At 41.3% G+C, this 19,512-nt stretch carries 25 protein-coding genes; 11 read left to right on the top strand and 14 right to left on the bottom strand.

The window, feature by feature from the left end; translation table 11 throughout:
- The first annotated feature begins 24 nt into the window (after positions 1 to 24).
- Genes CDC33_RS30445 through CDC33_RS30460 form a run of 4 tightly spaced genes read left to right on the top strand, consistent with a single transcriptional unit; the run spans position 25 to position 1,303 of the window.
- Positions 25 to 309 carry a type II toxin-antitoxin system TacA family antitoxin gene (locus CDC33_RS30445; protein ID WP_109012099.1) on the top strand — a complete coding sequence of 95 codons (285 nt, stop codon included), beginning with the start codon at positions 25 to 27 and terminating at the stop codon, positions 307 to 309.
- Entirely contained in the window at positions 299 to 820 is a 522-nt protein-coding gene (locus tag CDC33_RS30450; RefSeq protein WP_109012100.1) for a GNAT family protein, read from the top strand. Before CDC33_RS30445 ends, CDC33_RS30450 begins: the two co-directional genes overlap by 11 nt.
- A gap of 40 nt (positions 821 to 860) precedes the next feature.
- A complete protein-coding gene (locus CDC33_RS30455; protein WP_109012101.1) occupies positions 861 to 1,073 on the top strand; it encodes a type II toxin-antitoxin system HicA family toxin in 213 nt (70 codons plus the stop codon).
- Positions 1,073 to 1,303 (top strand): type II toxin-antitoxin system HicB family antitoxin, encoded by a 231-nt coding sequence (locus CDC33_RS30460; protein WP_109012102.1) that lies wholly within the window; start codon positions 1,073 to 1,075, stop codon positions 1,301 to 1,303. Before CDC33_RS30455 ends, CDC33_RS30460 begins: the two co-directional genes overlap by 1 nt.
- Positions 1,304 to 1,418: 115 nt before the next feature.
- Here the strand turns inward: CDC33_RS30460 and CDC33_RS30465 are convergent, their stop codons facing one another.
- The 3 genes from CDC33_RS30465 to CDC33_RS30475 form a co-directional block, all read right to left on the bottom strand.
- Positions 1,419 to 2,168, bottom strand: a complete 750-nt coding sequence (locus CDC33_RS30465; protein ID WP_109012103.1) for a HEPN domain-containing protein — start codon at positions 2,166 to 2,168, stop codon at positions 1,419 to 1,421.
- Positions 2,152 to 3,213 carry a ParA family protein gene (locus CDC33_RS30470; RefSeq protein ID WP_109012104.1) on the bottom strand — a complete coding sequence of 354 codons (1,062 nt, stop codon included), beginning with the start codon at positions 3,211 to 3,213 and terminating at the stop codon, positions 2,152 to 2,154. Before CDC33_RS30470 ends, CDC33_RS30465 begins: the two co-directional genes overlap by 17 nt.
- A gap of 117 nt (positions 3,214 to 3,330) precedes the next feature.
- On the bottom strand, positions 3,331 to 3,948 hold the full coding sequence (locus CDC33_RS30475) for a Uma2 family endonuclease (RefSeq protein ID WP_109012105.1): 618 nt from the start codon (positions 3,946 to 3,948) through the stop codon (positions 3,331 to 3,333).
- Between the two features lie 251 nt (positions 3,949 to 4,199).
- Between CDC33_RS30475 and CDC33_RS30480 the strand changes: the two genes are divergently transcribed.
- Positions 4,200 to 5,027, top strand: a complete 828-nt coding sequence (locus CDC33_RS30480) for an IS982 family transposase (RefSeq protein ID WP_109006873.1) — start codon at positions 4,200 to 4,202, stop codon at positions 5,025 to 5,027.
- Between the two features lie 259 nt (positions 5,028 to 5,286).
- On the opposite strand, the gene CDC33_RS30485 is transcribed toward CDC33_RS30480, so the two are convergent.
- A complete protein-coding gene (locus CDC33_RS30485) occupies positions 5,287 to 7,095 on the bottom strand; it encodes an ABC transporter ATP-binding protein (RefSeq protein WP_109012106.1) in 1,809 nt (602 codons plus the stop codon).
- Positions 7,096 to 7,532: 437 nt separating this feature from the next.
- Between CDC33_RS30485 and CDC33_RS41415 the strand changes: the two genes are divergently transcribed.
- Both CDC33_RS41415 and CDC33_RS30495 read left to right on the top strand, forming a co-directional pair.
- Positions 7,533 to 7,667: a hypothetical protein gene (locus CDC33_RS41415; protein WP_280524437.1), complete on the top strand. Its 135-nt coding sequence runs from the start codon at positions 7,533 to 7,535 to the stop codon at positions 7,665 to 7,667.
- A 349-nt stretch (positions 7,668 to 8,016) separates the two neighbouring features.
- Entirely contained in the window at positions 8,017 to 8,244 is a 228-nt protein-coding gene (locus tag CDC33_RS30495; protein ID WP_109012107.1) for a hypothetical protein, read from the top strand.
- 3 nt (positions 8,245 to 8,247) lie between these two features.
- Here CDC33_RS30495 and CDC33_RS37970 read toward each other — a convergent pair whose 3' ends face one another.
- Positions 8,248 to 8,454, bottom strand: coding sequence for a hypothetical protein (locus CDC33_RS37970; RefSeq protein WP_146195867.1), 207 nt, complete (start codon positions 8,452 to 8,454; stop codon positions 8,248 to 8,250).
- A 26-nt stretch (positions 8,455 to 8,480) separates the two neighbouring features.
- Here CDC33_RS37970 and CDC33_RS30500 point away from each other — a divergent pair, with 26 nt between their 5' ends.
- Positions 8,481 to 8,699, top strand: coding sequence for a hypothetical protein (locus tag CDC33_RS30500; protein ID WP_094342777.1), 219 nt, complete (start codon positions 8,481 to 8,483; stop codon positions 8,697 to 8,699).
- Complete coding sequence (locus CDC33_RS30505) at positions 8,692 to 9,114, top strand: aspartyl protease family protein (RefSeq protein WP_109012108.1); 423 nt, start codon at positions 8,692 to 8,694, stop codon at positions 9,112 to 9,114. The genes CDC33_RS30500 and CDC33_RS30505 overlap by 8 nt, the downstream gene beginning before the upstream one ends.
- Positions 9,115 to 9,309: 195 nt before the next feature.
- Here CDC33_RS30505 and CDC33_RS30510 read toward each other — a convergent pair whose 3' ends face one another.
- Together CDC33_RS30510 and CDC33_RS30515 are read right to left on the bottom strand one after the other, a co-directional pair.
- Positions 9,310 to 10,440 carry an aldo/keto reductase gene (locus CDC33_RS30510; RefSeq protein WP_109012109.1) on the bottom strand — a complete coding sequence of 377 codons (1,131 nt, stop codon included), beginning with the start codon at positions 10,438 to 10,440 and terminating at the stop codon, positions 9,310 to 9,312.
- Between the two features lie 168 nt (positions 10,441 to 10,608).
- Complete coding sequence (locus CDC33_RS30515) at positions 10,609 to 11,106, bottom strand: bifunctional nuclease family protein (protein WP_109012110.1); 498 nt, start codon at positions 11,104 to 11,106, stop codon at positions 10,609 to 10,611.
- A gap of 339 nt (positions 11,107 to 11,445) precedes the next feature.
- On the opposite strand from CDC33_RS30515, the gene CDC33_RS30520 reads away from it, so the two are divergent.
- Positions 11,446 to 12,123 (top strand): riboflavin synthase, encoded by a 678-nt coding sequence (locus tag CDC33_RS30520; RefSeq protein ID WP_109012111.1) that lies wholly within the window; start codon positions 11,446 to 11,448, stop codon positions 12,121 to 12,123.
- Here CDC33_RS30520 and CDC33_RS39265 read toward each other — a convergent pair.
- The 3 genes from CDC33_RS39265 to CDC33_RS30535 all read right to left on the bottom strand — a co-directional run bounded on the left by CDC33_RS39265 (position 12,086) and on the right by CDC33_RS30535 (position 14,773).
- On the bottom strand, positions 12,086 to 12,247 hold the full coding sequence (locus tag CDC33_RS39265) for a hypothetical protein (RefSeq protein WP_181374180.1): 162 nt from the start codon (positions 12,245 to 12,247) through the stop codon (positions 12,086 to 12,088). The genes CDC33_RS30520 and CDC33_RS39265 overlap by 38 nt on opposite strands.
- 50 nt (positions 12,248 to 12,297) lie before the next feature.
- Positions 12,298 to 13,863, bottom strand: coding sequence for a M23 family metallopeptidase (locus CDC33_RS30530; protein ID WP_109012113.1), 1,566 nt, complete (start codon positions 13,861 to 13,863; stop codon positions 12,298 to 12,300).
- A gap of 91 nt (positions 13,864 to 13,954) precedes the next feature.
- Positions 13,955 to 14,773, bottom strand: a complete 819-nt coding sequence (locus CDC33_RS30535; RefSeq protein WP_109012114.1) for a biotin--[acetyl-CoA-carboxylase] ligase — start codon at positions 14,771 to 14,773, stop codon at positions 13,955 to 13,957.
- 77 nt (positions 14,774 to 14,850) lie between these two features.
- Here CDC33_RS30535 and pgeF point away from each other — a divergent pair, with 77 nt between their 5' ends.
- Complete coding sequence (pgeF, locus tag CDC33_RS30540) at positions 14,851 to 15,654, top strand: peptidoglycan editing factor PgeF (RefSeq protein ID WP_109012115.1); 804 nt, start codon at positions 14,851 to 14,853, stop codon at positions 15,652 to 15,654.
- Positions 15,655 to 15,728: 74 nt separating this feature from the next.
- On the opposite strand, the gene CDC33_RS30545 is transcribed toward pgeF, so the two are convergent.
- The 4 genes from CDC33_RS30545 to csaB form a co-directional block, all read right to left on the bottom strand.
- Positions 15,729 to 16,112 (bottom strand): aspartyl protease, encoded by a 384-nt coding sequence (locus CDC33_RS30545; protein WP_109012116.1) that lies wholly within the window; start codon positions 16,110 to 16,112, stop codon positions 15,729 to 15,731.
- Positions 16,109 to 16,426, bottom strand: a complete 318-nt coding sequence (locus CDC33_RS30550; RefSeq protein ID WP_109012117.1) for a hypothetical protein — start codon at positions 16,424 to 16,426, stop codon at positions 16,109 to 16,111. Before CDC33_RS30550 ends, CDC33_RS30545 begins: the two co-directional genes overlap by 4 nt.
- A gap of 128 nt (positions 16,427 to 16,554) precedes the next feature.
- Entirely contained in the window at positions 16,555 to 18,009 is a 1,455-nt protein-coding gene (locus CDC33_RS30555) for a glycosyltransferase family 87 protein (protein WP_109012118.1), read from the bottom strand.
- Positions 18,010 to 18,219: 210 nt separating this feature from the next.
- The gene (gene csaB, locus CDC33_RS30560) at positions 18,220 to 19,272 is read right to left on the bottom strand and encodes a polysaccharide pyruvyl transferase CsaB (RefSeq protein ID WP_181374181.1); all 1,053 of its coding nucleotides are present in this window, start codon (positions 19,270 to 19,272) and stop codon (positions 18,220 to 18,222) included.
- Positions 19,273 to 19,512: the final 240 nt, after the last annotated feature.

Consider the following 19,512-nt stretch of genomic DNA (forward strand, 5'->3'; position numbering starts at 1 on the left):
CTCAGCTAAAGGTGAGAATTAGTCATGTCAGAAATATCATCTGCAAAAGATTGTCGTATCGATTTACGAGTTACGCAAGAGCAAAAAGAACTATTAGAACTTGCTGCGAGTCTTAAAGGAATTTCTTTGAGTGCTTATACACTTTTTCATGTTTTGTCAGTTGCCAAGCAAGATATAGATGCAAATGAAAGGCTTGTGCTGTCAAATCGTGATAGAGATTTGTTTATGTCAGTAATGGAAAATCCGCCAGAACTGAAGGGAAAACTCAAATCTGCTATTCACAAATATAGACAGAAGTATGACAAGTGATAGCGAGGCAAGATGGAATTTTGTACCAATTGATAAAACGCATCAAAAAGATTCTTTTGATTGCGGTTATACAATTTTGAATGATTATCTTAAGAAATATGCACGCCAAAATAATAATAAAGGAATTGCTAAAACATTTGTAGCAATTCCGGCATCAGGAAGCTTGAAGATTGATGGCTATTATACTGTCAGTGCCAGCATTATTAAGTATGAATCATTACCGGAATCTTATAATCGTGGAATGCCTGCCTATCCGATTCCAGCAATGCTGATTGGGAGATTAGCTGTAGATAACTTGATTAAAGGACAAGGTTTGGGAGGTGAATTATTAGCTGATGCTTTCTATCGTGCTGTTCGTGCTTCTCAAGAAATTGGTATGTACGCCGTGAGAGTTGATGCTATCGATTTACAAGCAAAGGAATTTTATCTCAAGTATGAGTTTATTCCTTTTCAAGACAATGAACTATCACTATTTCTGCCGATAGCAACCATACTTAGAGAGTTCGGTTAACTTAATTAGGCGAATATTAAAGGATTTAAATTTAGGGTAGATGCCCAAGAAAATTAGAGAGTTAAAAGCTATTTTGTTGAAGGCTGGGTTTGTCTATCGTCCTGCAAAAGGTAGTCATACCTTCTGGACTCACCCATTGATACCTGATGAACCAGTTACGATTGCGGGAAAAGATGGAGACGATGCACCCCGATACTTGGAAAAGCAAGTCAATCGTGTTTTGAAACAATTAGAAGAAATAGAGGAGGAATAATGAGCGATCGCTACAGTATGGTAATTCAATGGTCAGATGAGGATAATTGCTACTTGGTACACTTACCAGAATTTCCTTGGCAGCAATTCCACACTCATGGTAAGAGTTATGAAGAAGCCGCTAAACATGGGCAAGAGGTGATTGAGTCTCTGATTGAATGGTATGAAGAGCAAGGAAAGCCTTTGCCAGAACCAATTACTTTTCCTCAAAAACCGTTAAAAGTAGCTTAAATATTTTTAAGATACTCTGCACTAATAGGGCGATATTAGCCCTCATTTATCTACAACGATTGCTTGCCTATGTTGCTCAATTAGTCAACAATATCTACCCTTGATCCACCCAAAGTTACAAAATTTGATGAATACTCTCTACAACCTGCTCAATAAAATCTACTGTATCACCAACCATTGATTCGTCGATATACCAGCGATTACCTATGTTGAGGGTAGGATCTATATCTGCTTCATGAGCAATTTTATTTCTGCGATCCACAATTAAAGCAAGTTGTTGCTTAATATTTTTAGAAGGCTGACTCATTTTAGTAGCAACTTCATCCCACAATTTTTTATCCGAAATTTGTCTGATTGCATCAGCTATTTTGTCAGGTTGCTGAAAGCTTTGATAACTTAAACGTTCTCGAATCTCGTCTTCTAACCATGAAGTATTATTTAATCTGTTCAAAATACTATTTGATATAGCTGGAATTAAACCAGAAATAGTATGAGACTGCTGTAAAAAGTTAGCTCCATAAACCTGCTGTATATCACTCTCTATCCAAGAGGCAATATCTATGGCTATTCTTCTATCCTCACGGGCGCTTCCCAAGGAAACTTGAAAACGGGAAAAGGCCGATTGAGCGGTATTAGCTGAAGATGTTGGTTCAGCACGTTGTCCTCGATGAATTTCCAGCATACCCAATGTGACAACCTCATGAATATAATAATCCAAGGCACTAACAGTTAGAACTAGAGCAGCTCGTAAAATGTCTGAAAGATCCAAAGCAGCAGTAGCTTGAGTCTTGACGGAAGTATGAAGAGCAATCAGATCCCGAACACGCTGGATACTAATGCGAAATTGGTCAAGCGCTGACTGCATAACTGGATGATAGTGCAATAATTTTATCTGCTAAGTCAGAAAAAGTTTTTTTAAACTCCTCTTGCTTTGCCTGATTATTATCTAACACCTTGCCTTTTTGATTTAACTGATCAGGTGTTAGCGCATAAACAGGTGTCCTGTGTTGCTGTGATAGAGCAATTAAGCTGTTAAAGTTAGAAATTTTTGTCAGGGTAAAATTCCTATTAATATCCTGATTAGAATAGACATTATTAGGCAATAGCAGATTATTATCACGTAAAATTGGAACTAGTTGAGAAACAACTCTTCGCTCAATTTTCTCTATCCATGTTTGAAATGCTGCTGTTTCTTTACCCCTAATAATTCTATAGTTTTGAACTATCGTTCCTAAAAATTTCAAGGTAAATTCTGGAAATGGATAAGTAGCTTCCTTTAATATAGGGTTTCCGCTTGCCATCCTTGCCCAATTACACCACTTTGGTAAAATCCTAGATAGAGAATCAATTGCCATCACAGAAAAGAAATCAGCAGTTGTAGGCACTAAGAAAAAGTCACTTGTCATTAGTAAGTTCTGATTAATTGCTCCTAAACTTGGACTCATATCAATCAGAATATAGTCAGCATTAAATTTATTAGCAGTTTTTTCTAAGAGATCAGAAATAGCACCTGGCAAGTTTTTGAGTGTCTGAATTGATCCACTGAGTTCCTGTGCGATACCTAACGTTACTTCGTATTCAGCAAAGCCGACATGACCAGGTAATAAAAATAAACCTTCTTGTCCTTCTATCGGAATACAATCTACAGCTTCAATAGCCCGTGGCTGTGACTCAAAAGCAGCAGCCAAGCCAGTTTTTATATTTGAATGTGTATTGTAGATGTTTTCTATCCTTGTTTCGTCATCTTCAGTTTCTTCTTTTAAAGCTATTCCTGTTAGATTACATTGAGGATCTGTATCTACAAGGATAACTCTTTTACCCTTTGAAGCAAGCATCCAACCTAAATTAAAAGTCGTTGTGGTCTTACTGACACCACCCTTGTGATTGAATAAGGCAATCTTATAAACCATCTTATTTTGCTTTTGATACTTCTGAAATATTTTGAGTACAGGTATCATTTCAGAACCTGTATGACTTAAATATAGCTTCTAAAAAGCTTAGACAACAGCAAGGTTTTTAACGCACCCTTATGCCAATCCTTCAATATCAGCACTTTCCTCTTCCGATTCAACAGGCTCAAACTTCACTTTGTTATATAAATCCTGTAAGGAAATCTCAAAAGGTACGGTTACAAGTGCGATCGCTTCATCTTCTTCATCATATTCACGAAGCGTCCATTGCTTTTTCCCCGTTTTAGAAAATTGATCTACATGAATTCGAGTTGGGTCAATTAATAGGTATTCTTGGAAAGTTGAAATAGTTCGGTAAGCCTGAAATTTATCTTCGCGGTCATACCCTTTGGTCGATTTTGATAAAACCTCAACAATAATCTGTGGATTAAGAATTATATCCTTTCGGTTGTTAAAAAACTCTGGTTCACCCGCCAGAATCATCACATCTGGATAAGTGTAGGTACGCTTTTGGAGTATCCATAGACGAACATCACCCATAAAAACCCGGTAGTTCTGCTTTTTAAAAGCGAAATTTAACTCAGTACTTAAGTTGAGTGCTATTTGATTATGATTTACTGTTCCACCCGCCATAGGAATTATTTCCCCATCAATGTATTCACTTTTGTAGTCAGCAGCTTCTTCTAGCTCTAAATATTCCTCTGGGGTATAGTATCGCTGTTTTGTTATTTGCATAATTTTATCAGGTAGCAATGTTTAACGATACGCAGCGTCTAATGACTCATGTTTACTGAACAGTTTAACGTGGTTAGATAGAGATGTTATGTGCTTTGTACAAAGTGAGCGTAGGCGCAGCCCAAACTAGGTAAGCTAAAACACATCTAATTTGCATATTAACCCAAGTTGCTAGTTACTCTTATGGGCGATCGCTTTGGGACAGTAAAGCAATAAAATGCCCTCCAAGAAGAGAAAATTAGGAGGGCTAAATGCTAAACGAAATAATTTCCATATATGCTATCATAGACGACCTGTTAAAGGCGATTGGGCATAATGAAGATTGTCGTCGAGAGATGAATGACGCAGAAATTATTACAACGGCAATAACATCGGCGATGTTCTTTAATGGTAATCATAGTAAGGCTTGTACCTATATGAAAGAACATAAGTTGATATCTAATATGTTAGAAAAGTCACGATTTAACCGGAGATTACACAGTGTCTCAATGTTAATCAACGACTTGTTTCATCAAGTGGGAATGGCACTGAAGGAAATTAGTGATTCCACTGAATATCTTTTAGACTCGTTCCCAGTGCCCATCTGCGATAACATCCGTATCTTTAATGTAAAAATAATACAGTCGGCGCAGTATAGAGGTTACATCGCATCGAAAAAACGATATTTTTACGGGGTTCGAGTTCAGTTATTAACAACCAAAAATGGTATTCCTGTCGAATTTGTGTTTATGCCTGGTAGTGCCAACGATGTACGTGCTTTAAATGCCTTACCCTTGAATCTACCACCTGGTAGTGAAATTTATGGTGATTCAGCTTACACCGACTACACGATTGAGGATGACTTGGAACAAACAAGTCACATTTCTTTAAAAGTCATGAGGAAAAAGAACTCCAAGCGTCAAGACCAGCCTTGGAATCAATATATTAAACAACATACTCGGCATTATATCGAAACTGTGTTTAGTAGTATCACTTGTGTTTTTCCAAAATCAATACATGCAGTCACTTATCAAGGGTTTTTACTTAAGCTACAAGCATTCATTTTTTCTTTTACTCTTCAACAAGCTTTTATTGAATAAGTAATTTATACAACTAATAGGCATTTAAGTAGCTGAATGCTGGCAACAATGGCATCGGCACGTTGGCGCTAGGCACCAACTTTGTTGTACGCGATCGCATGAATTGAGTGATAACAAGTGCATATCAGTCGATAACCAGCAACTTGGGTTATTAAAATTTTCTCAATATCTTGTGGGGTGGGCATCTTGCCCGCCCTGATTATGCAACTTGAATGCCGATTAGCTTATTACTATTTAAATTCACAAAGTAGCTCACATCCTATTGATAACCAGCTGCTTGTAACAGAAACAACTTGGCATAACGTCCTCCTAACTGTAACAATTCTTTGTGAGTTCCTTGTTCTATAACTTCTCCGTTTTCTATAACTAGAATTTTGTCAGCCATTCTTACGGTCGAGAAGCGATGAGAAATCAAAAGCACCATCTGATTTTGAGTAATAGCGCGAAAATGATTGAAAATTTCAAACTCAGCTTGGGCATCTATTGCTGATGTTGGTTCATCTAACACCAAGATATCTGCTTGCGATCGCATAAAAGCACGAGACAGCGCAATTTTCTGCCACTGTCCCCCAGAAAGTTCCTGTCCTCCCTTAAACCAACGACCAAGTTGAGTCTGGAAGCTTTGGGGTAATTGGTCAATAAAAGATTGGGCCATGCCTTTTTCAGCAGCAGTTTTCCACTGTGTTTTGTTTTCGAGATGTTCTACATCGCCCACGCCAATATTTTCCCCCACAGTGAACTGGTAACGGACAAAGTTCTGAAAAATCACACCAATCCGACGCCGCAGCACATCCACATCCCATTCTTGCAAATCCAAGCCATCTAAGAAAATTCGCCCAGAGTCAGGGGTGTAGAGTCGGGTAAGTAGTTTGATTAAGGTAGTCTTACCGGAACCATTTTCACCGACAATTGCTAGTTTCTCTCTAGGTTTCAAATGCAGCGAAATATTTGTCAACGCTGGTTTGGAACTTCCTGGATAAGTAAATGAGACGTTCTCAAAACGGATGCCATCTTGAGGATTTAAACCAATAGTTGCCTTACCCCAAGATTTTGGTACTTCTTCTTCCAGGAAATCGTAGAGATTTGAGAGATATAGGTTATCTTCATACATCCCTCCAATAGAAGTAAGGGCATTGGAGAAAGTAGACTGTCCTTGGCGAAACACAGTCAGATACATTGTCATATCTCCCAAGGAAATCTTACCTAGCACCGTTTCCAGGACAATCCAAGCATAAGCTAAGTAAAAAGCAGCAGTACTAACTAAACCCAGCAGATACCCCCATAATCCTCGCCGCAGAGTCAAATCGCGGTCTTCGCCATAGAGTTGATCGAACAGGTTGCGGTAACGCCCTAGCAACATCTCTCCCAGTTGGTAGAGTTTGACTTCTGTGACAAAATCTTCTCTTGCTAGCAGATTTTCTAAGTAGTTCTGTTGACGAGTTTCTGGTGCACGCCAACTAAACAAGCGAAAGCCTTCTCCAGCAAACTTTGTTTCGGAAATAAATACAGGCATAGCTGCCAAAATCAGCACCACCACCGCCCAACCTGAGAAATTTACTAACAAAATGCCGTAGGTGAATAGGGAAAGGGCATTTTGCACTAACCCAAAGGTACGGTTTACTAAAGAAAGGGGACGAACTGATGCTTCTCGGCGGGCATTGGTCAATTTGTCATAAAATTCTGAGTCTTCAAACTGCCTAAGATCAAGTGTCAGCGCCTTTTCTAAGATTAGTACATTCACTCGCTGACCCATTAGCGCCCGCAATAACGACTGACAAATGGTGATTCCCCGTTGACTGCCTGCTAGTAAAATTACAGCGATCGCTTCTAATCCTACATAAGATAGAGAAGGATAAATATTGACAAAACCATTACTCTGTGAGTTAACTTGAGAGGCAAGTACCACTGCATCCACAATTAACTTACTGATGTAAGATATCGCCCCCGGTAAAAGACCAGCAACTATTGTTAAACTAGCCAGAAGAATAGTAAGCGATCGGCTAGTAGTCCATACTAGGCTTACAGCCCGTCCACTGTAGCGGAAAACCGTTAGTGATTGGCGCAGGATATTTCTTTTTTTTTAATCTTCATTTTTCTTGCCGCGAGATACCCCAGCTTGGGCGGATCTACTTAACTCTATATTAATCTTTATAAATTTTACAATACGGAAACTTCCCGTATAATAAATAGTTAGGTGGTAAACAGTTTGACTTAAAGTTAATTTCCTAGAAACCTCCGTGTTTATTGAAACTAGTAAAGGTCGAATAGAGTTTTTCCTTGACGAAAAGTTGGGACATTTTGCTTCGACTTTCGATCTTCCTTTATGGTCATGTTTTCAATCAAGATACAGTCGTCCAGATCTCATCGGGTCAAAAGTTTTCCTCGTTCTGCAAGGTGTGCATGAGACCAAAGATTTAGAGTATAGCTGGGAAAGCCTACCCTGTTATGTAGAAATATTGAGATAACGAGGGAGTGGTGGCAATACGGTTCGGATAAGGTTTTTTGATGACACGCCCTAGATCCAAAGACGCGATAAATCGCCGTCTTTACAATAATCAGTCCTTTGTAGAGACGGCGATTTATCGCGTCTCTTGCCTTAACCGAACCGTATTGGGAGTGGTGGGATACGCGCCGCAGTGACTTCCAACTTTACTCATCTCAAGCAGTTGTAAAAGAAACCTCCCAAGGAGATGCCAAAATTGCATCTCAACGACTAGAGATTATTCGCAATCTTGCGTTACTCGATCTGAACCAACCTGTACTTGATTTAGCAGAGCAATTTTTGGAAGGCAGTAGTCTTCCCGCAAAAGCTGATGTTGATGCTGTTCATATTGCAGTCGCAACAGTTCACAGTATGGATTACCTTTACATGGAACTGTAAGCACATAGCCAATGCCCAAATTCAAAGAAAATTGGCAGAAATCAGTCTTGATTTTGGATACGAGTTGCCGATTCTTTGTACACCCTATGAACTGCTCGGAGGTTAATCATGTATCAGGATGAGATTGTTGAAGAGATCCACAGAATTCGTGAAGAGTATTCTCGCTCCTTCAATCATGATTTGAAAGCCATCTTTGCTGATTTGCAAAAGCAGCAAGCCGAAGGCGGAAGAGAAGTTGTGAACTTATCACGAAAGCCCAGTCTAACAACACGTTGGAGCGGACGGGCGAGAGATATTGGTGAGGATGCGAAGGATACTAGCCGTCGCTCAACTTAGCTGTTATACGTCGTTATACATATAGCTCCAGAGGGTGCAATTGCACAGGTCAAAGTAGGGCGATCGCCTATCGCCGTAGGCTCGGTTGGCAACAGGAAACCCAGTATCACTTGTCTCTGGCAGTACTAACCAGAAGCCAGATTGCACTTTCAGCTGCAACCGTGGATGCGATCGCAAGGCTAAAATGAGAGGGCGATCGCTTCCTTTCACCAGCCTTCAAACGAGGAGATTCTCAAATGCCATTAGCTGAACTAATGTCACAAATCCAAGAACTTCCAAAAATTGACAAGCTTCGGCTAATGCAGTTCCTTGCTACAGAACTGGTCAAGGAAGAAGATGCAAACTTCTTTGTTGCGAACCGGGAGTATCCAGTCTGGTCGCCGTACAATTGTTCTGAGGCTGCCAATGTCTTGATGAATCTTCTGGCGACAAAGCAGCAAGAGAAGAATGGTTGACACTCAAAAATTTCCCTACAAAATCATTGATAGTAGCCTTGGCATGGTTGATCAAATGCCATACATACCTTTGAGGCTCAGTCTTAATGATCAATCTCTGAACACTGAAGGTTTATTGGATACAGGTGCAAGCGTTAATGTTTTGCCCTATGAGTTGGGTTTACAACTGGGCTTAATTTGGGAAGATGAAACTCTCTCAGTTCTATTGACAGGAAACTTGGCTCGATTTGAAGCTCGTGCAGTCGTTGTTGATGCTCAAGTCAGTTCATTCCCCACCATTAATCTTGCATTTGCTTGGACACAAGCATCCAATGTGCCTTTAATCTTAGGGCAAGCTAATTTCTTCTTTGAGTTTGATGTTTGTTTCTTCCGTGCGCGTTCTGAATTTGAAGTTCGTCCCAAAGAGGTTGGATAAAATGAAGATAGGAGCGTCAGTTGGCAGCGATCGCTGAGGTACGGTCTAATAATCTTGTTGCATACCGACTGTACAAAGTCTCTGATTTTCGGTGCATTAGGATTAATGTCCATAATGCACCCTACCAGATTCAAGCCAATGTGCATGAGGTTTTCCGACTTGTGTGTACACAGTAAGTCTTTAGACCGGAGAGTGTCAACTCCACAATCTCCTACCTACTTTCCCATTTAATCTTTGATGAGCATCTTCCAATAAAGCTGGAATATCTAACTTTTTTGGACACCGAGGCAAACAGTCACCGCATTCTGTACAACGGTTACCTTTGATTCCAGGGAACCAATGACCGGCATTTTCAAACATTCCGTAACGATATTGCCCATAGTCAGTCATATCGTATGCCACTGCAAGATTTCGTAACCGCAATACCTCTGGAATATTGATATTTGCTGGACAGGGCAAACAAGCATAACATTGGCTACACTTATCAGTTTCTAAAGCAACTTTTTGGTGATTTTCTAACCGTTCAAAAGCAGAAATTTCTGCTGATGTTAACTCTTCATCATCGTCAGCGATTCGCAAAGGTTCCCTTAATTCATCTGGGTTTGCTGGGCCGATACTCAAAGTAGTAATACGGCTATCAGCAAGTAAAAATCGATAGTTTAATTCTAAGGGTGAATACGGATAACACAGGTCTTTTAGAGTTTGGGGTGGTGTATAGAGGCGTCCCCCCTTATCAGCAGGGGAAATAATGAAAATGCCCATGTCCTTTTCAGCAGCTAGTTGAATCGCTGGTGCGTGCCGTTGGAAAAAATAGTAATAATGCAGATTGACAAATTCAAAAAAATCTGTATTTATTGCTGCCTGAATTAGCTCTAATGACCCGTGGCTAGAAAAACCAACGTGTCGCACTCGACCATCAGCAACAGCTTCTTCTACGGCTTGCATACAGCCATTTTTGGCTTGCACCCACTCTAAATGTTGCCAGGTGTTCAAGCCATGAACGCCTAAGCAATCTAAATAATCTAGCTGTAATCGTTCTAGGGATTCGTCGATGCACCGACGCATGGTGTCAGCATCTGCTGTGGCAGAGATTTTGGTAGTGATATAAAGCCTCGTTCGGGGTACTGACAACCCAGCTTTTAACGCCCTACCAAGATACTCCTCACTTTTGCCGTAACCTCTGGCGGTTTCTAGATGATTAATTCCTAACGCTAAGGCTTGTTCGATAGTCTGGTGAGCATTTTCAAAATCAGCCAGGTAGCGCATTGTTCCCAGAGAAAAAACCGAGAGGCGCAGATTCGTTTTCCCAAACCGTCGGTATTGCATCTTTAACAAAGAGTTAGGACTTAGGGAGTTAGAAGTTAGGAGTTAAAAGTTAGAAGTTAAAGGAAGTAATTCATAACTCTTAACTTTTAACTTTTTTTGCTTAGGAGTTAGGAGTTGAAGCAAAATCACTCCTAACTCCTAACTCATAACTCATAACTCATAACTTTTTTAACTGTCATCATTACCAAAGCGCTTAATCAAATCTTCAGGACGGAGATTGGAAACAAATTCACGGAAGGCTTGCTGTTCGGCTTCATCTGCATCACGATCGACAGGAATAGAAGCATCAGCAATCACTTCTTCCATTACCCAAATGGGGGTATTTGTACGGAGGGCAATGGCGATCGCATCGCTAGGACGCGCATCAATTTCTTTTTTAACCTCGCCTTGCTGGACGATTAGAGCTGCATAAAATGTATCCTTTTGCAAGGAATGAATGATCACCTTTTCTAGAGTCATATTCCAAGTCTCTAGAAGATTCACAATCAGGTCGTGGGTTAAGGGTCTGGGAGGCTTTTGATTCTCCAGCGCACCCATAATTGCCCTAGCCTGTTCCTGACCGATGTAAATTGGCAAAGCCCGCCGATCTGAAGAATCTTTCAAAAGGACAATCGGGCTACGAGTTATGGCATCTAATGCTATGCCAGCGACTTTCATTTCAATCATTGCCTAAGCCTCTACAATGCTTCGAGAGCCTTGGATGCTGTGTAACAAATAGTACCCCTTTTTTGGCGGTTTTGCGACAGTAATAAACATAAGCATTCGTTCTCTATAATTGCTTCTATTAAACTCCGAACTTGTGGTGAAAACCAGAGTAAGTCAAATTGGTCTTCTTCGACAATAACCTTCTTACCCAAGTATGCCTTGTGAAGGATGCTAATGTGTTAATATTCCTATACGAAAAAAGTCAGAAAATATACTTGGATGTTGGAGATTTCTGTGAGAATTACCAATTGATTTCAAGCAAAAATAGGCAATAAATAGAGTTAGTTTGACAAAAAAGCCGTGTTTACAGGATTAATCCAGGCATTAGGAACGATGGAACCCTTAGGGGGTGATTCTTGGCAAATTACTTGCGTAAGCCATTCGTGTGAAGTAATTATGCAAGATTTGGCTTATGGTGACAGTGTTGCAGTAGATGGTGTTTGCCTGACAGTAGAAAAAGTTTTAAAAGACGGGTTTATTGCCACGGCTTCACCGGAAACGCTCCGTCGCACTACTTTAGGAGGTGAGCAAACGCAACAGCGATATGTCAATTTAGAAGCATCGCTAAGGGTGGGCAGTAAAGTTGGCGGTCATTTTGTGATGGGTCATGTAGACGGCATCGGTCAATTGCTAGTGGCAGAACAAACGGCTAGTTCTTGGGAAATGACCTTTATTGCTTCCGAGGCGATCGCACGGTATATTGTCCCCAAAGGTAGCATAGCTGTCAATGGCATCAGTCTTACTGTAGCGGCTTATGAGCCAGAACTCTCTCAATTCAAGGTGGCAGTAATTCCCCTCACATACACCGATACAAATCTTCGCTATTTGGTTTCTGGAAGTTTGGTGAATCTAGAAGGAGATATTCTCGGCAAATACGTCGAAAAATTCCTTTACCCTAGCAACCCACACACCACCACTGATGAAACTAGTATGGATGGCATCACACCCGCATTCTTAGCAGAACACGGGTATTTGTAATTGGGCATGGGGCATTGGGCATGGGGCATGGGGCATGGGGCATTGGGCATGGGGCATGGGGCATGGGGCATGGGGCATGGGGCATGGGGCATGGGGCATGGGGGATTGTTCTTGTCTCCCTCATCTCCCTCATCTCCCCCTGCTCCCCCTGCTTCCCCTGCCCCTCAGCTTCTTCTAACTTCCTGGTTCCTGGCTTACCTGAGCAGTTTGCAAGCCTCGTACTAACTGGCTGAGGGCGCTTTGTAATTCCACGCCTGGGTCAGTAGCAATCCACCCGTTCGGTGTCAGGTGACGAACTTCAAAGTGCAGGTGAGGGCCTGTGGAGTTCCCGGTGCTGCCAACTAGCCCGATGACAGTTCCAGGTTGTACCCACTGACCGGGTTGAACAAGGATTTCTGACATGTGACCGTAGAGAGTTTGTTCAGCAGATTTGTGATTTAGGATAACGGTTAAACCATAACCACCCACCCAGTTAGCAGTTTCCACTTGACCAGCAGCAGCAGCCAAAACTGGTGTTCCCGTAGGCGCACCTAAATCTGTACCAGCATGGAAGCGTTGATTACCTGTGATTGGATGAATTCGCCAACCAAATACAGAAGTGATGGCAGCAGGTATAGACAATGGATACATCATCCCCGTACCACTATAGGCAACTCTCCCTATGTAGGGGATTTGCGGCAATACTGATGCCAGTGAGAAGTCATAAGCTACGTTGCTGGGACGAGGTGCAATGTTGCCATCTGCCATTGGTGGAGGTAAAGTACCGCCACTGGGTGCGATGGGAGTTGCACTCACTCTCGTGGGGCTGAACTCGCTAGGACTTGGGATAAACCGATTAGGGCTAAATCCGCTCTTGGTGACGCCGCTAGAACCACTTTGAGTTGGAGTACTACGCCATCTGCTGGTATTGCTAGAAGAAGATGCAATCTGCCGTACGGGTGGAACTACTGGTAATTGTGCATTTTGACTTCTTCTAAGCCAAGTAGGTGCTGGTTTACTATTAGAATCAGCTACACTCCTTTGCGGTACTTTGGCGCAAACGCCGCCTAATACACTTTGCCCTGATGGCAAAATGGCTCGACAACCACTGGAGCGTTCTGTGAGAATTACAGAATTTGGTGCTTGATAAGTAGCCGTGGCACCACTGTCATAATTATTAGGATCAATATAGGCGTTATTATAATCCTTGGTTTTTTCCGCAGTTGCACTGACAGCGCTGTTCGAGTTATTTGATGGTTGAGCAACTTCTGGAAGTTTTTCAGGTAAAGAGCGGAAAGGGGTATTGGGTTTTTCCTGTCTCACCCGTGCAGGAGTAACCTGGGATGCTTCTACCTTGGGTTTTGACTGTCTGGTAATCACAACAGGTTGAGCAGCTTCGATTTTGGGTGTAGACTGCCTAACTGGCTCTTTTGATTGAGCAACCTCTGGCTTGGCTAATCTCTTTCTGAGTCTGGCTCGCCGTTGGGAAAATTCCGGTTGTGCTTGAGCGGCTTCGGGCGCAACAGTCTGCTTTTTAATTGGATTTATAACTGCTGAAGGCTTGGAATTTTCAACTGTGGGAACTATGTTGTCTATTTGTGTTTCCGTTTGGGCAAACACAAAGCCGCCGCTAAGGAGGCTGACGCTACTCAGCCAACAGAGGCTCTGAGCTGGTAGTGTTGAAGCAAAACGTTTTTTTGTTAGACCTTGCTGCCATAAGTAATGTAAACGATGAGGGGCAGAATTATTGCGCTGCGTCATTTGTTCTCTCAGTTGTGTAGTAATTAGCCTAAAGAGATGATGCTAGTGGTTTGTCTTGCCCAAAGAGCGGAATTTTGAACAAACCTCAAATTTAAACGGAAGATTTATGGTACCCCAAACTGATTGTACCGGGTTCAATATAAATTTCCGGTGTAATTAGTCCCTTTGTGTCATGTGTTTCTAAATCAACTCGTAAATTTCCTTGAGAAGTCACCCCAACTACTTTACCTGAAAGATTGTTGACGTAGACGCGATCGCCCATATTTATAAGCAAATCTAAATAGTGAGACAAGAGTACCTTTACTCCTTCTTGGTAAAGGCACTCCATACCGGATTCTATTCCTAGCAAGACTTTAGAGGTGAGCATTTCCAGACAACAAATTGCTCTGAAATCTTGAGAAGCTTGCCACGATTCCAGATTGATTCCAGTTTCTGGTACTGGGTTTGTCCAGTTAATACCAACACCAATTACTGCTTGAGTGATTTGTCCTTTGTTTACTTTGGTTTCTGTCAAAATGCCGCCTAGTTTGCGACCATTTAAAACTAAATCGTTGGGCCACTTTATCCCAACATCTACACCGCATTGGCGCAATTGAGACGCAATTCCCCAAGCAGTAGCAAAAGTTAGCTGGTAGCTGTCAGTAGCCTCTATTTTGTGGTCTAAACAAATCGCTACGGAAACATATAATCCGCCAACCGGAGAAATCCACTCACGGCCCCATTGTCCCCGTCCAGCAGATTGTACAGTGGCGATTACTACTGTTCCTGAAATTGCCCCTTGGTTGAGTAAGTTCCAGAGGGTTTGATTTGTTGAAGAGACACTTTCAAAAAAGTGGAGGGAAAATGGTAAATATGTATACTTACGCCCTGCTTTCAAGGCTGCTTCCAAGTTTTGCAAATTAAATCCCACAGCAATTAACCCAAATTCCGTTGTTCAAGTTAGCATTGATTGGCTGATGAGTGAGTTCTGTTTAGGTTTGGTTGAAGATGCACACTTGGCACTGGCACAATTGGGAAGGACTGCCCTATCTAACTTGTAGTATTCTGGAACGTTGGCATCACGGCTTCTTTACCCAGCAGTTTTGGCCGCGATCGCCACAAGTTATCACAGAAGTATTGCAACCAGAGGCATCAGTCTATCGCTTAAAGCAGGTTCATGGCAATACTGTTCTCACCCCTCAAGAAGTTGAAAGCATCTTTTGCTCTGCTGAGGAGGATTTAGCATCGGCGGATGGTTTACTTAGCGAACAGCCTCTCCAAGCCATTTGGGTAGCTAGTGCAGATTGTACACCCGTGTTGATTGGGGATGTGCAAACTGGACGGGTAGCAGCATTACACGCGGGCTGGCGAGGGACTGCTAAGAAGATTGTCCCCTTAGCGATCGCTCGATTACAATCTCAAGGCAGTAGACTCGATGATTTACGTATTGCGATGGGGCCAGCGATCGCTGGTGAGGTTTACCAAGTCTCTATCGAAGTGGCTGCTGAAATTGGGGCTAGTATTATACCATATAACAACGAAGAAAAAATTGTTCAAGCATTGTATGAATTACCAAATTCACCCTTACTAGAAGATCCTAATCCTGGAAAGGTAAGGTTAGATGTGCGGCGAGTGAATACCTTACAACTGGAAAATATGGGGATTAGTGCAGAACAAATTGCGATCGCACCTTATTGCACTTTCCAAACTCCAGAGCATTTCTTTTCTTACCGCCGGGAGAAAGAGAAAAAAGTTCAATGGTCAGGTATCGTTAGTGGTGAAACGAATCAGCAACCCCTATTTTCAAATTAGATTCTCATCTAAGATTGGAACTTGGAGAATGGAAAATATTCTTGCTAAGTCTTGACTGAATTGGTTTAGGGAACTTAACTGCTCACCAATATCTCAAGGGTTAATAAACATTTCGGTTTGTTAACTACCAACTGCATGATGTCCAGCCACAAGGAACCTATGATGGTATCAGGAATATCATTTCCAACATGAACGGGAATTACAAATTCAGTTCCGTCAATGATGAGTTTGCCTTCATAGATATCAAATTGTGCTTCCCCTCGCGCTGTCTGCATCTCGATTTGTGCGCTCATTAATGACCACTCCAATACTTCCAAGTCTTGGGTATTGATGGCTAACCACCCATTTGTAAACCCGGTATCGAATAAAGCTTCAACAGAAAATTTCTCATCATTAGCAGCAACAAGCTCAATTTCAAATAGTAGCTCGCCATTATCCCCAAACGAACCTGCAATCATAACCTGCCGCAGGTTCCTGTATCGTTGAGTCGGAATATGGTGAGTTTTACTTCGTTAGTATTGCCATAAGCATCATGGATTTTTTGCGTTATTCCTAAGAATGTTGGGTCAATGAGGTACTGTTCTGTTTTAGGATCGATGGCAATATGCCAGTTGTAATGCGTTTCAATCAGAGTTGGACGTAAGCGCTCAAAAACAGCACGACACTTTATAGCAAAAGCATCACGTTCTTCCTGATAGTGGGGTACTTCTTCAGATGCTAAGGTTGATGCTTGTATAATGCGGGTGCGTCGTGGGTGCGATACCTGTGTCATATCAAGAAAATTTACGCGCTTGTGTGATTTTATTATGGCGTGATTTCGATTACTTCCCACAAACTATCTAGATTTAGGTTTTCTTCCTGCGCGTAGCTTGGCACTATCCACCAAAGATTGCATTTTCTCTAATCATATTTCATCACCTGTTTTTGACGAAGGGAACTAATTGCTAAGACTAAAATACTCAAAGTGATTCCTAAAACTGCATAACTCGGTAGAGCGAAGATAGTTATTTTCATAATGTATGGCAATTCCCCTGCTTTCACGTTCCATCGGTTTGCTAGAGAGTGGATGAGCCAGCCATGAATAACTGCTGTTTGCACTGCAAGACAGCAAACCCCTGCTAACCAAACAGACATTCTTCTCCTAGAAAATTTACAACTCCTGATTTGATACAGCAAATCATTTAGTAAAAAAACAACAGCAGGTATTAACATTACAGAACTAGTTTCTTGCGAATAGGTGATGCCAATACTCAAGCAAGAAACTATTGCCATTTCTGCTAAATATATTTTTTTTGACCATTCGGTGAAAGATTGCTGTAGATACCAATACCAACCCGCCAAACCCAGAAGTATCAAAACAATTAAGTTTGACAAAAGCTTGGCAAAAAATGGGTTATTGGGAAGTAATCTCGGCCCCACAACCATCAAATCTAGACGACTAATCGATATATAAGGGCTAACTGCGGGATCGGTTTGCCAGAGGGAAAATCCACGAAATGCATCCGAGACAAATTGTGTTAAAGAATTATCTGTCAAGGCTAGACCTAAAAATGCTAGACAAGTTACTGTGATCACAGCTACAAAAACTAGAGAGAATCGTCTCTTAAGTAGAAAATACAGAATGAATAATGCAGCTAATGTGGGTTTAAAAAGGGCAATTCCTAAGCAAATTCCTGCTAGAATATCCTGATTTTTTCTAGCGAATATAAACATCCATAAAATAAGAACTGCAATAAAAATTGCAACATTACCAACTTGAAGATCCCGAACTACGCCATAAATCAAGGCAACCGAAATTGTGCAAATAGTTCTGAAACTTCGTGACTTAGACTCTAGTAAAATATTCGCTCCCCACAAGGCTAAAGCAATTGCTAATATATGCATTAAAATCGATATTTTAAATGCAGTATTCATCGAAAAATAACCGAGAAACCAGATGAGAGGAATAATATTAGGTGGATAGACAAACGGTGGAAGAGAGCCACACACCGTAGTTATGCTACAGAAAGTCTGATTAAAAATCTCGACATTAAAAGGACTCAGATGCTGATGAGCCAATTTACTCGCCACATAATACCACTGAAAATCCCATAAAGGTGGATTTGGCTGATTTAGGAAATAAAGTAGCCAACCTGTATAACAGAGGAATCTTGTAACGACTAATACAACACCTGCTTGGATGAGGAAGTTAACAATTGGTTGACGAAAAAATTGTATCAACCGTTGCATTACTGAAGATTTTAAGAATAAAGAATTTTTCCAGGCTGCCTTTTCTCCATCTAATCGCCAATTATTTCTGAGAATTATAGCAACTAAAATTACTATAATTAGGTTCCAAAAACCAAAACTTATCATTATAATTATTTTTGCATTTAGTAAATAATATCGCTAAAGTGAATCTAGATAATAAATACTAAGGTATCTTTATAACTACTTCATATAATTTTGACAATGACTCTCTTTTCCCCAAAAGAATGATTAATAAAAGCCGGGAAAGACGTATTTACGTATATACATAACCTGATTATTTTGTACAGCTTGTAAGTTCTCTACCATTGTTTAATCTTACTTATTACATAAAGCGTCGCTCAACAACTCGCGGTGCATTAATGCTCTATCTACTAAAGATTGTATTTGGTCTGGTGATAACGGATCGCCATTAGCGTAATGCTCCATCCAAGTCAGACTAATCAAATTAGGGTCATCTGGTAAACTAGCTAAATCCCATCCAGGCATTTGCAAGTCTTCCATGAGACGATTTACTTTAGGATCATAACTGAGAGCAAAGCAGCGACAACCAACAGATGCAGCCATAATCAAGCTGTGTAGGCGCATCCCAATTGCCATTTCCACGCCGCGAAACACACCTTTCAAAAGTTGCGGATCTTCCAGACATAAAATCTTGCTAACATCTTTAAGGTGTGGTTGAATGGCTTCGGCAATACTTAAATCTTCACTTTTTTGAAATGGCAGTAGTAAAATAAAAGTTTGTGTAGCTTTTTGAAAGTCAACCAAAGCACGAGTTAAGTTTGCTAAACGTGTTTCTGTAAGCTGAGGATGCGATCGCAACGTTAGTGCAACTCTCGGCGCAGGTAAATCCCAAAGTCCGGGAACTGGTTTTGATTCCAACGCCCAAACCGGGTCAGGAGCTATAATACAAGGAATTTGCCAATCAGATAATAAAGCAGCACTGGCGCGATCGCGGACACTAATTTTGGTACAATTACCAAAGGTTTGCCATGCCAACCAACGAGTTTGCGGACGCACTAATGGGCCAATACCCTGTGCCCAAGCAACAGTTTTCAAACCCATTTTTTGCGCCAATGCCATCAGTCCGCCATAATAAAATGGGCTAATAGTACTGGTAACATCTTGGATGAGACTCCCGCCGCCCCAAATCAAGGCATCACTTGAGCGTAAAGCTTGCAGTACAGCTAAAGGAGCCATGCGATCGCAGGTTTCTACATTGTAGCGATCGCGCGTTTCCTTTGGATTACCCGAAAGTACCACAGGCGTCACATGAGATGGTAACATTTGCAAAAGCGTTGCCAACAAAGCTTCGTCACCACCATTACCTTTACCGTAATATCCAGATAATAACGCCCGTATCTTGACCATTTTGGATTTTAGATTTTGGATTTTGGATTAATAGTTATTGTTAAATGAATCTCTGTCCACGATACAAATGATAAACTCAATCCTAAGTTCTACTTTGAATAGTGCAGAAGATAGTTAGAACCCCCTCTGAACTCGGAAGTTGAACCTCTGAACTCGGAAGTTGAACCTCTGAACTCGGACGTTGAGCCTCTGAACTCGGACGTTGAGCCTCTGAACTCGGAAGTTGAGCCTCTGAACTCG

The sequence above is a fragment of the Nostoc commune NIES-4072 genome (assembly GCF_003113895.1).
Lineage (GTDB): Bacteria > Cyanobacteriota > Cyanobacteriia > Cyanobacteriales > Nostocaceae > Nostoc > Nostoc commune.

Bases quoted from the DNA above. Each gene is read 5' to 3' on its own strand.
- CDC33_RS30445 (WP_109012099.1), top strand. From the start codon at position 25: ATGTCAGAAATATCATCTGCAAAAGATTGTCGTATCGATTTACGAGTT.
- CDC33_RS30450 (WP_109012100.1), top strand. From the start codon at position 299: ATGACAAGTGATAGCGAGGCAAGATGGAATTTTGTACCAATTGATAAA.
- CDC33_RS30455 (WP_109012101.1), top strand. From the start codon at position 861: ATGCCCAAGAAAATTAGAGAGTTAAAAGCTATTTTGTTGAAGGCTGGG.
- CDC33_RS30460 (WP_109012102.1), top strand. From the start codon at position 1,073: ATGAGCGATCGCTACAGTATGGTAATTCAATGGTCAGATGAGGATAAT.
- CDC33_RS30465 (WP_109012103.1), bottom strand. From the start codon at position 2,168: ATGCAGTCAGCGCTTGACCAATTTCGCATTAGTATCCAGCGTGTTCGG.
- CDC33_RS30470 (WP_109012104.1), bottom strand. From the start codon at position 3,213: ATGGTTTATAAGATTGCCTTATTCAATCACAAGGGTGGTGTCAGTAAG.
- CDC33_RS30475 (WP_109012105.1), bottom strand. From the start codon at position 3,948: ATGCAAATAACAAAACAGCGATACTATACCCCAGAGGAATATTTAGAG.
- CDC33_RS30480 (WP_109006873.1), top strand. From the start codon at position 4,200: ATGCTAAACGAAATAATTTCCATATATGCTATCATAGACGACCTGTTA.
- CDC33_RS41415 (WP_280524437.1), top strand. From the start codon at position 7,533: ATGACACGCCCTAGATCCAAAGACGCGATAAATCGCCGTCTTTACAAT.
- CDC33_RS30495 (WP_109012107.1), top strand. From the start codon at position 8,017: ATGTATCAGGATGAGATTGTTGAAGAGATCCACAGAATTCGTGAAGAG.
- CDC33_RS30500 (WP_094342777.1), top strand. From the start codon at position 8,481: ATGCCATTAGCTGAACTAATGTCACAAATCCAAGAACTTCCAAAAATT.
- CDC33_RS30505 (WP_109012108.1), top strand. From the start codon at position 8,692: ATGGTTGACACTCAAAAATTTCCCTACAAAATCATTGATAGTAGCCTT.
- CDC33_RS30510 (WP_109012109.1), bottom strand. From the start codon at position 10,440: ATGCAATACCGACGGTTTGGGAAAACGAATCTGCGCCTCTCGGTTTTT.
- CDC33_RS30515 (WP_109012110.1), bottom strand. From the start codon at position 11,106: ATGATTGAAATGAAAGTCGCTGGCATAGCATTAGATGCCATAACTCGT.
- CDC33_RS39265 (WP_181374180.1), bottom strand. From the start codon at position 12,247: ATGAGGGAGACAAGAACAATCCCCCATGCCCCATGCCCCATGCCCCAT.
- CDC33_RS30530 (WP_109012113.1), bottom strand. From the start codon at position 13,863: ATGACGCAGCGCAATAATTCTGCCCCTCATCGTTTACATTACTTATGG.
- pgeF (WP_109012115.1), top strand. From the start codon at position 14,851: ATGCACACTTGGCACTGGCACAATTGGGAAGGACTGCCCTATCTAACT.
- CDC33_RS30545 (WP_109012116.1), bottom strand. From the start codon at position 16,112: ATGATTGCAGGTTCGTTTGGGGATAATGGCGAGCTACTATTTGAAATT.
- CDC33_RS30550 (WP_109012117.1), bottom strand. From the start codon at position 16,426: ATGACACAGGTATCGCACCCACGACGCACCCGCATTATACAAGCATCA.
- CDC33_RS30555 (WP_109012118.1), bottom strand. From the start codon at position 18,009: ATGATAAGTTTTGGTTTTTGGAACCTAATTATAGTAATTTTAGTTGCT.
- csaB (WP_181374181.1), bottom strand. From the start codon at position 19,272: ATGGTCAAGATACGGGCGTTATTATCTGGATATTACGGTAAAGGTAAT.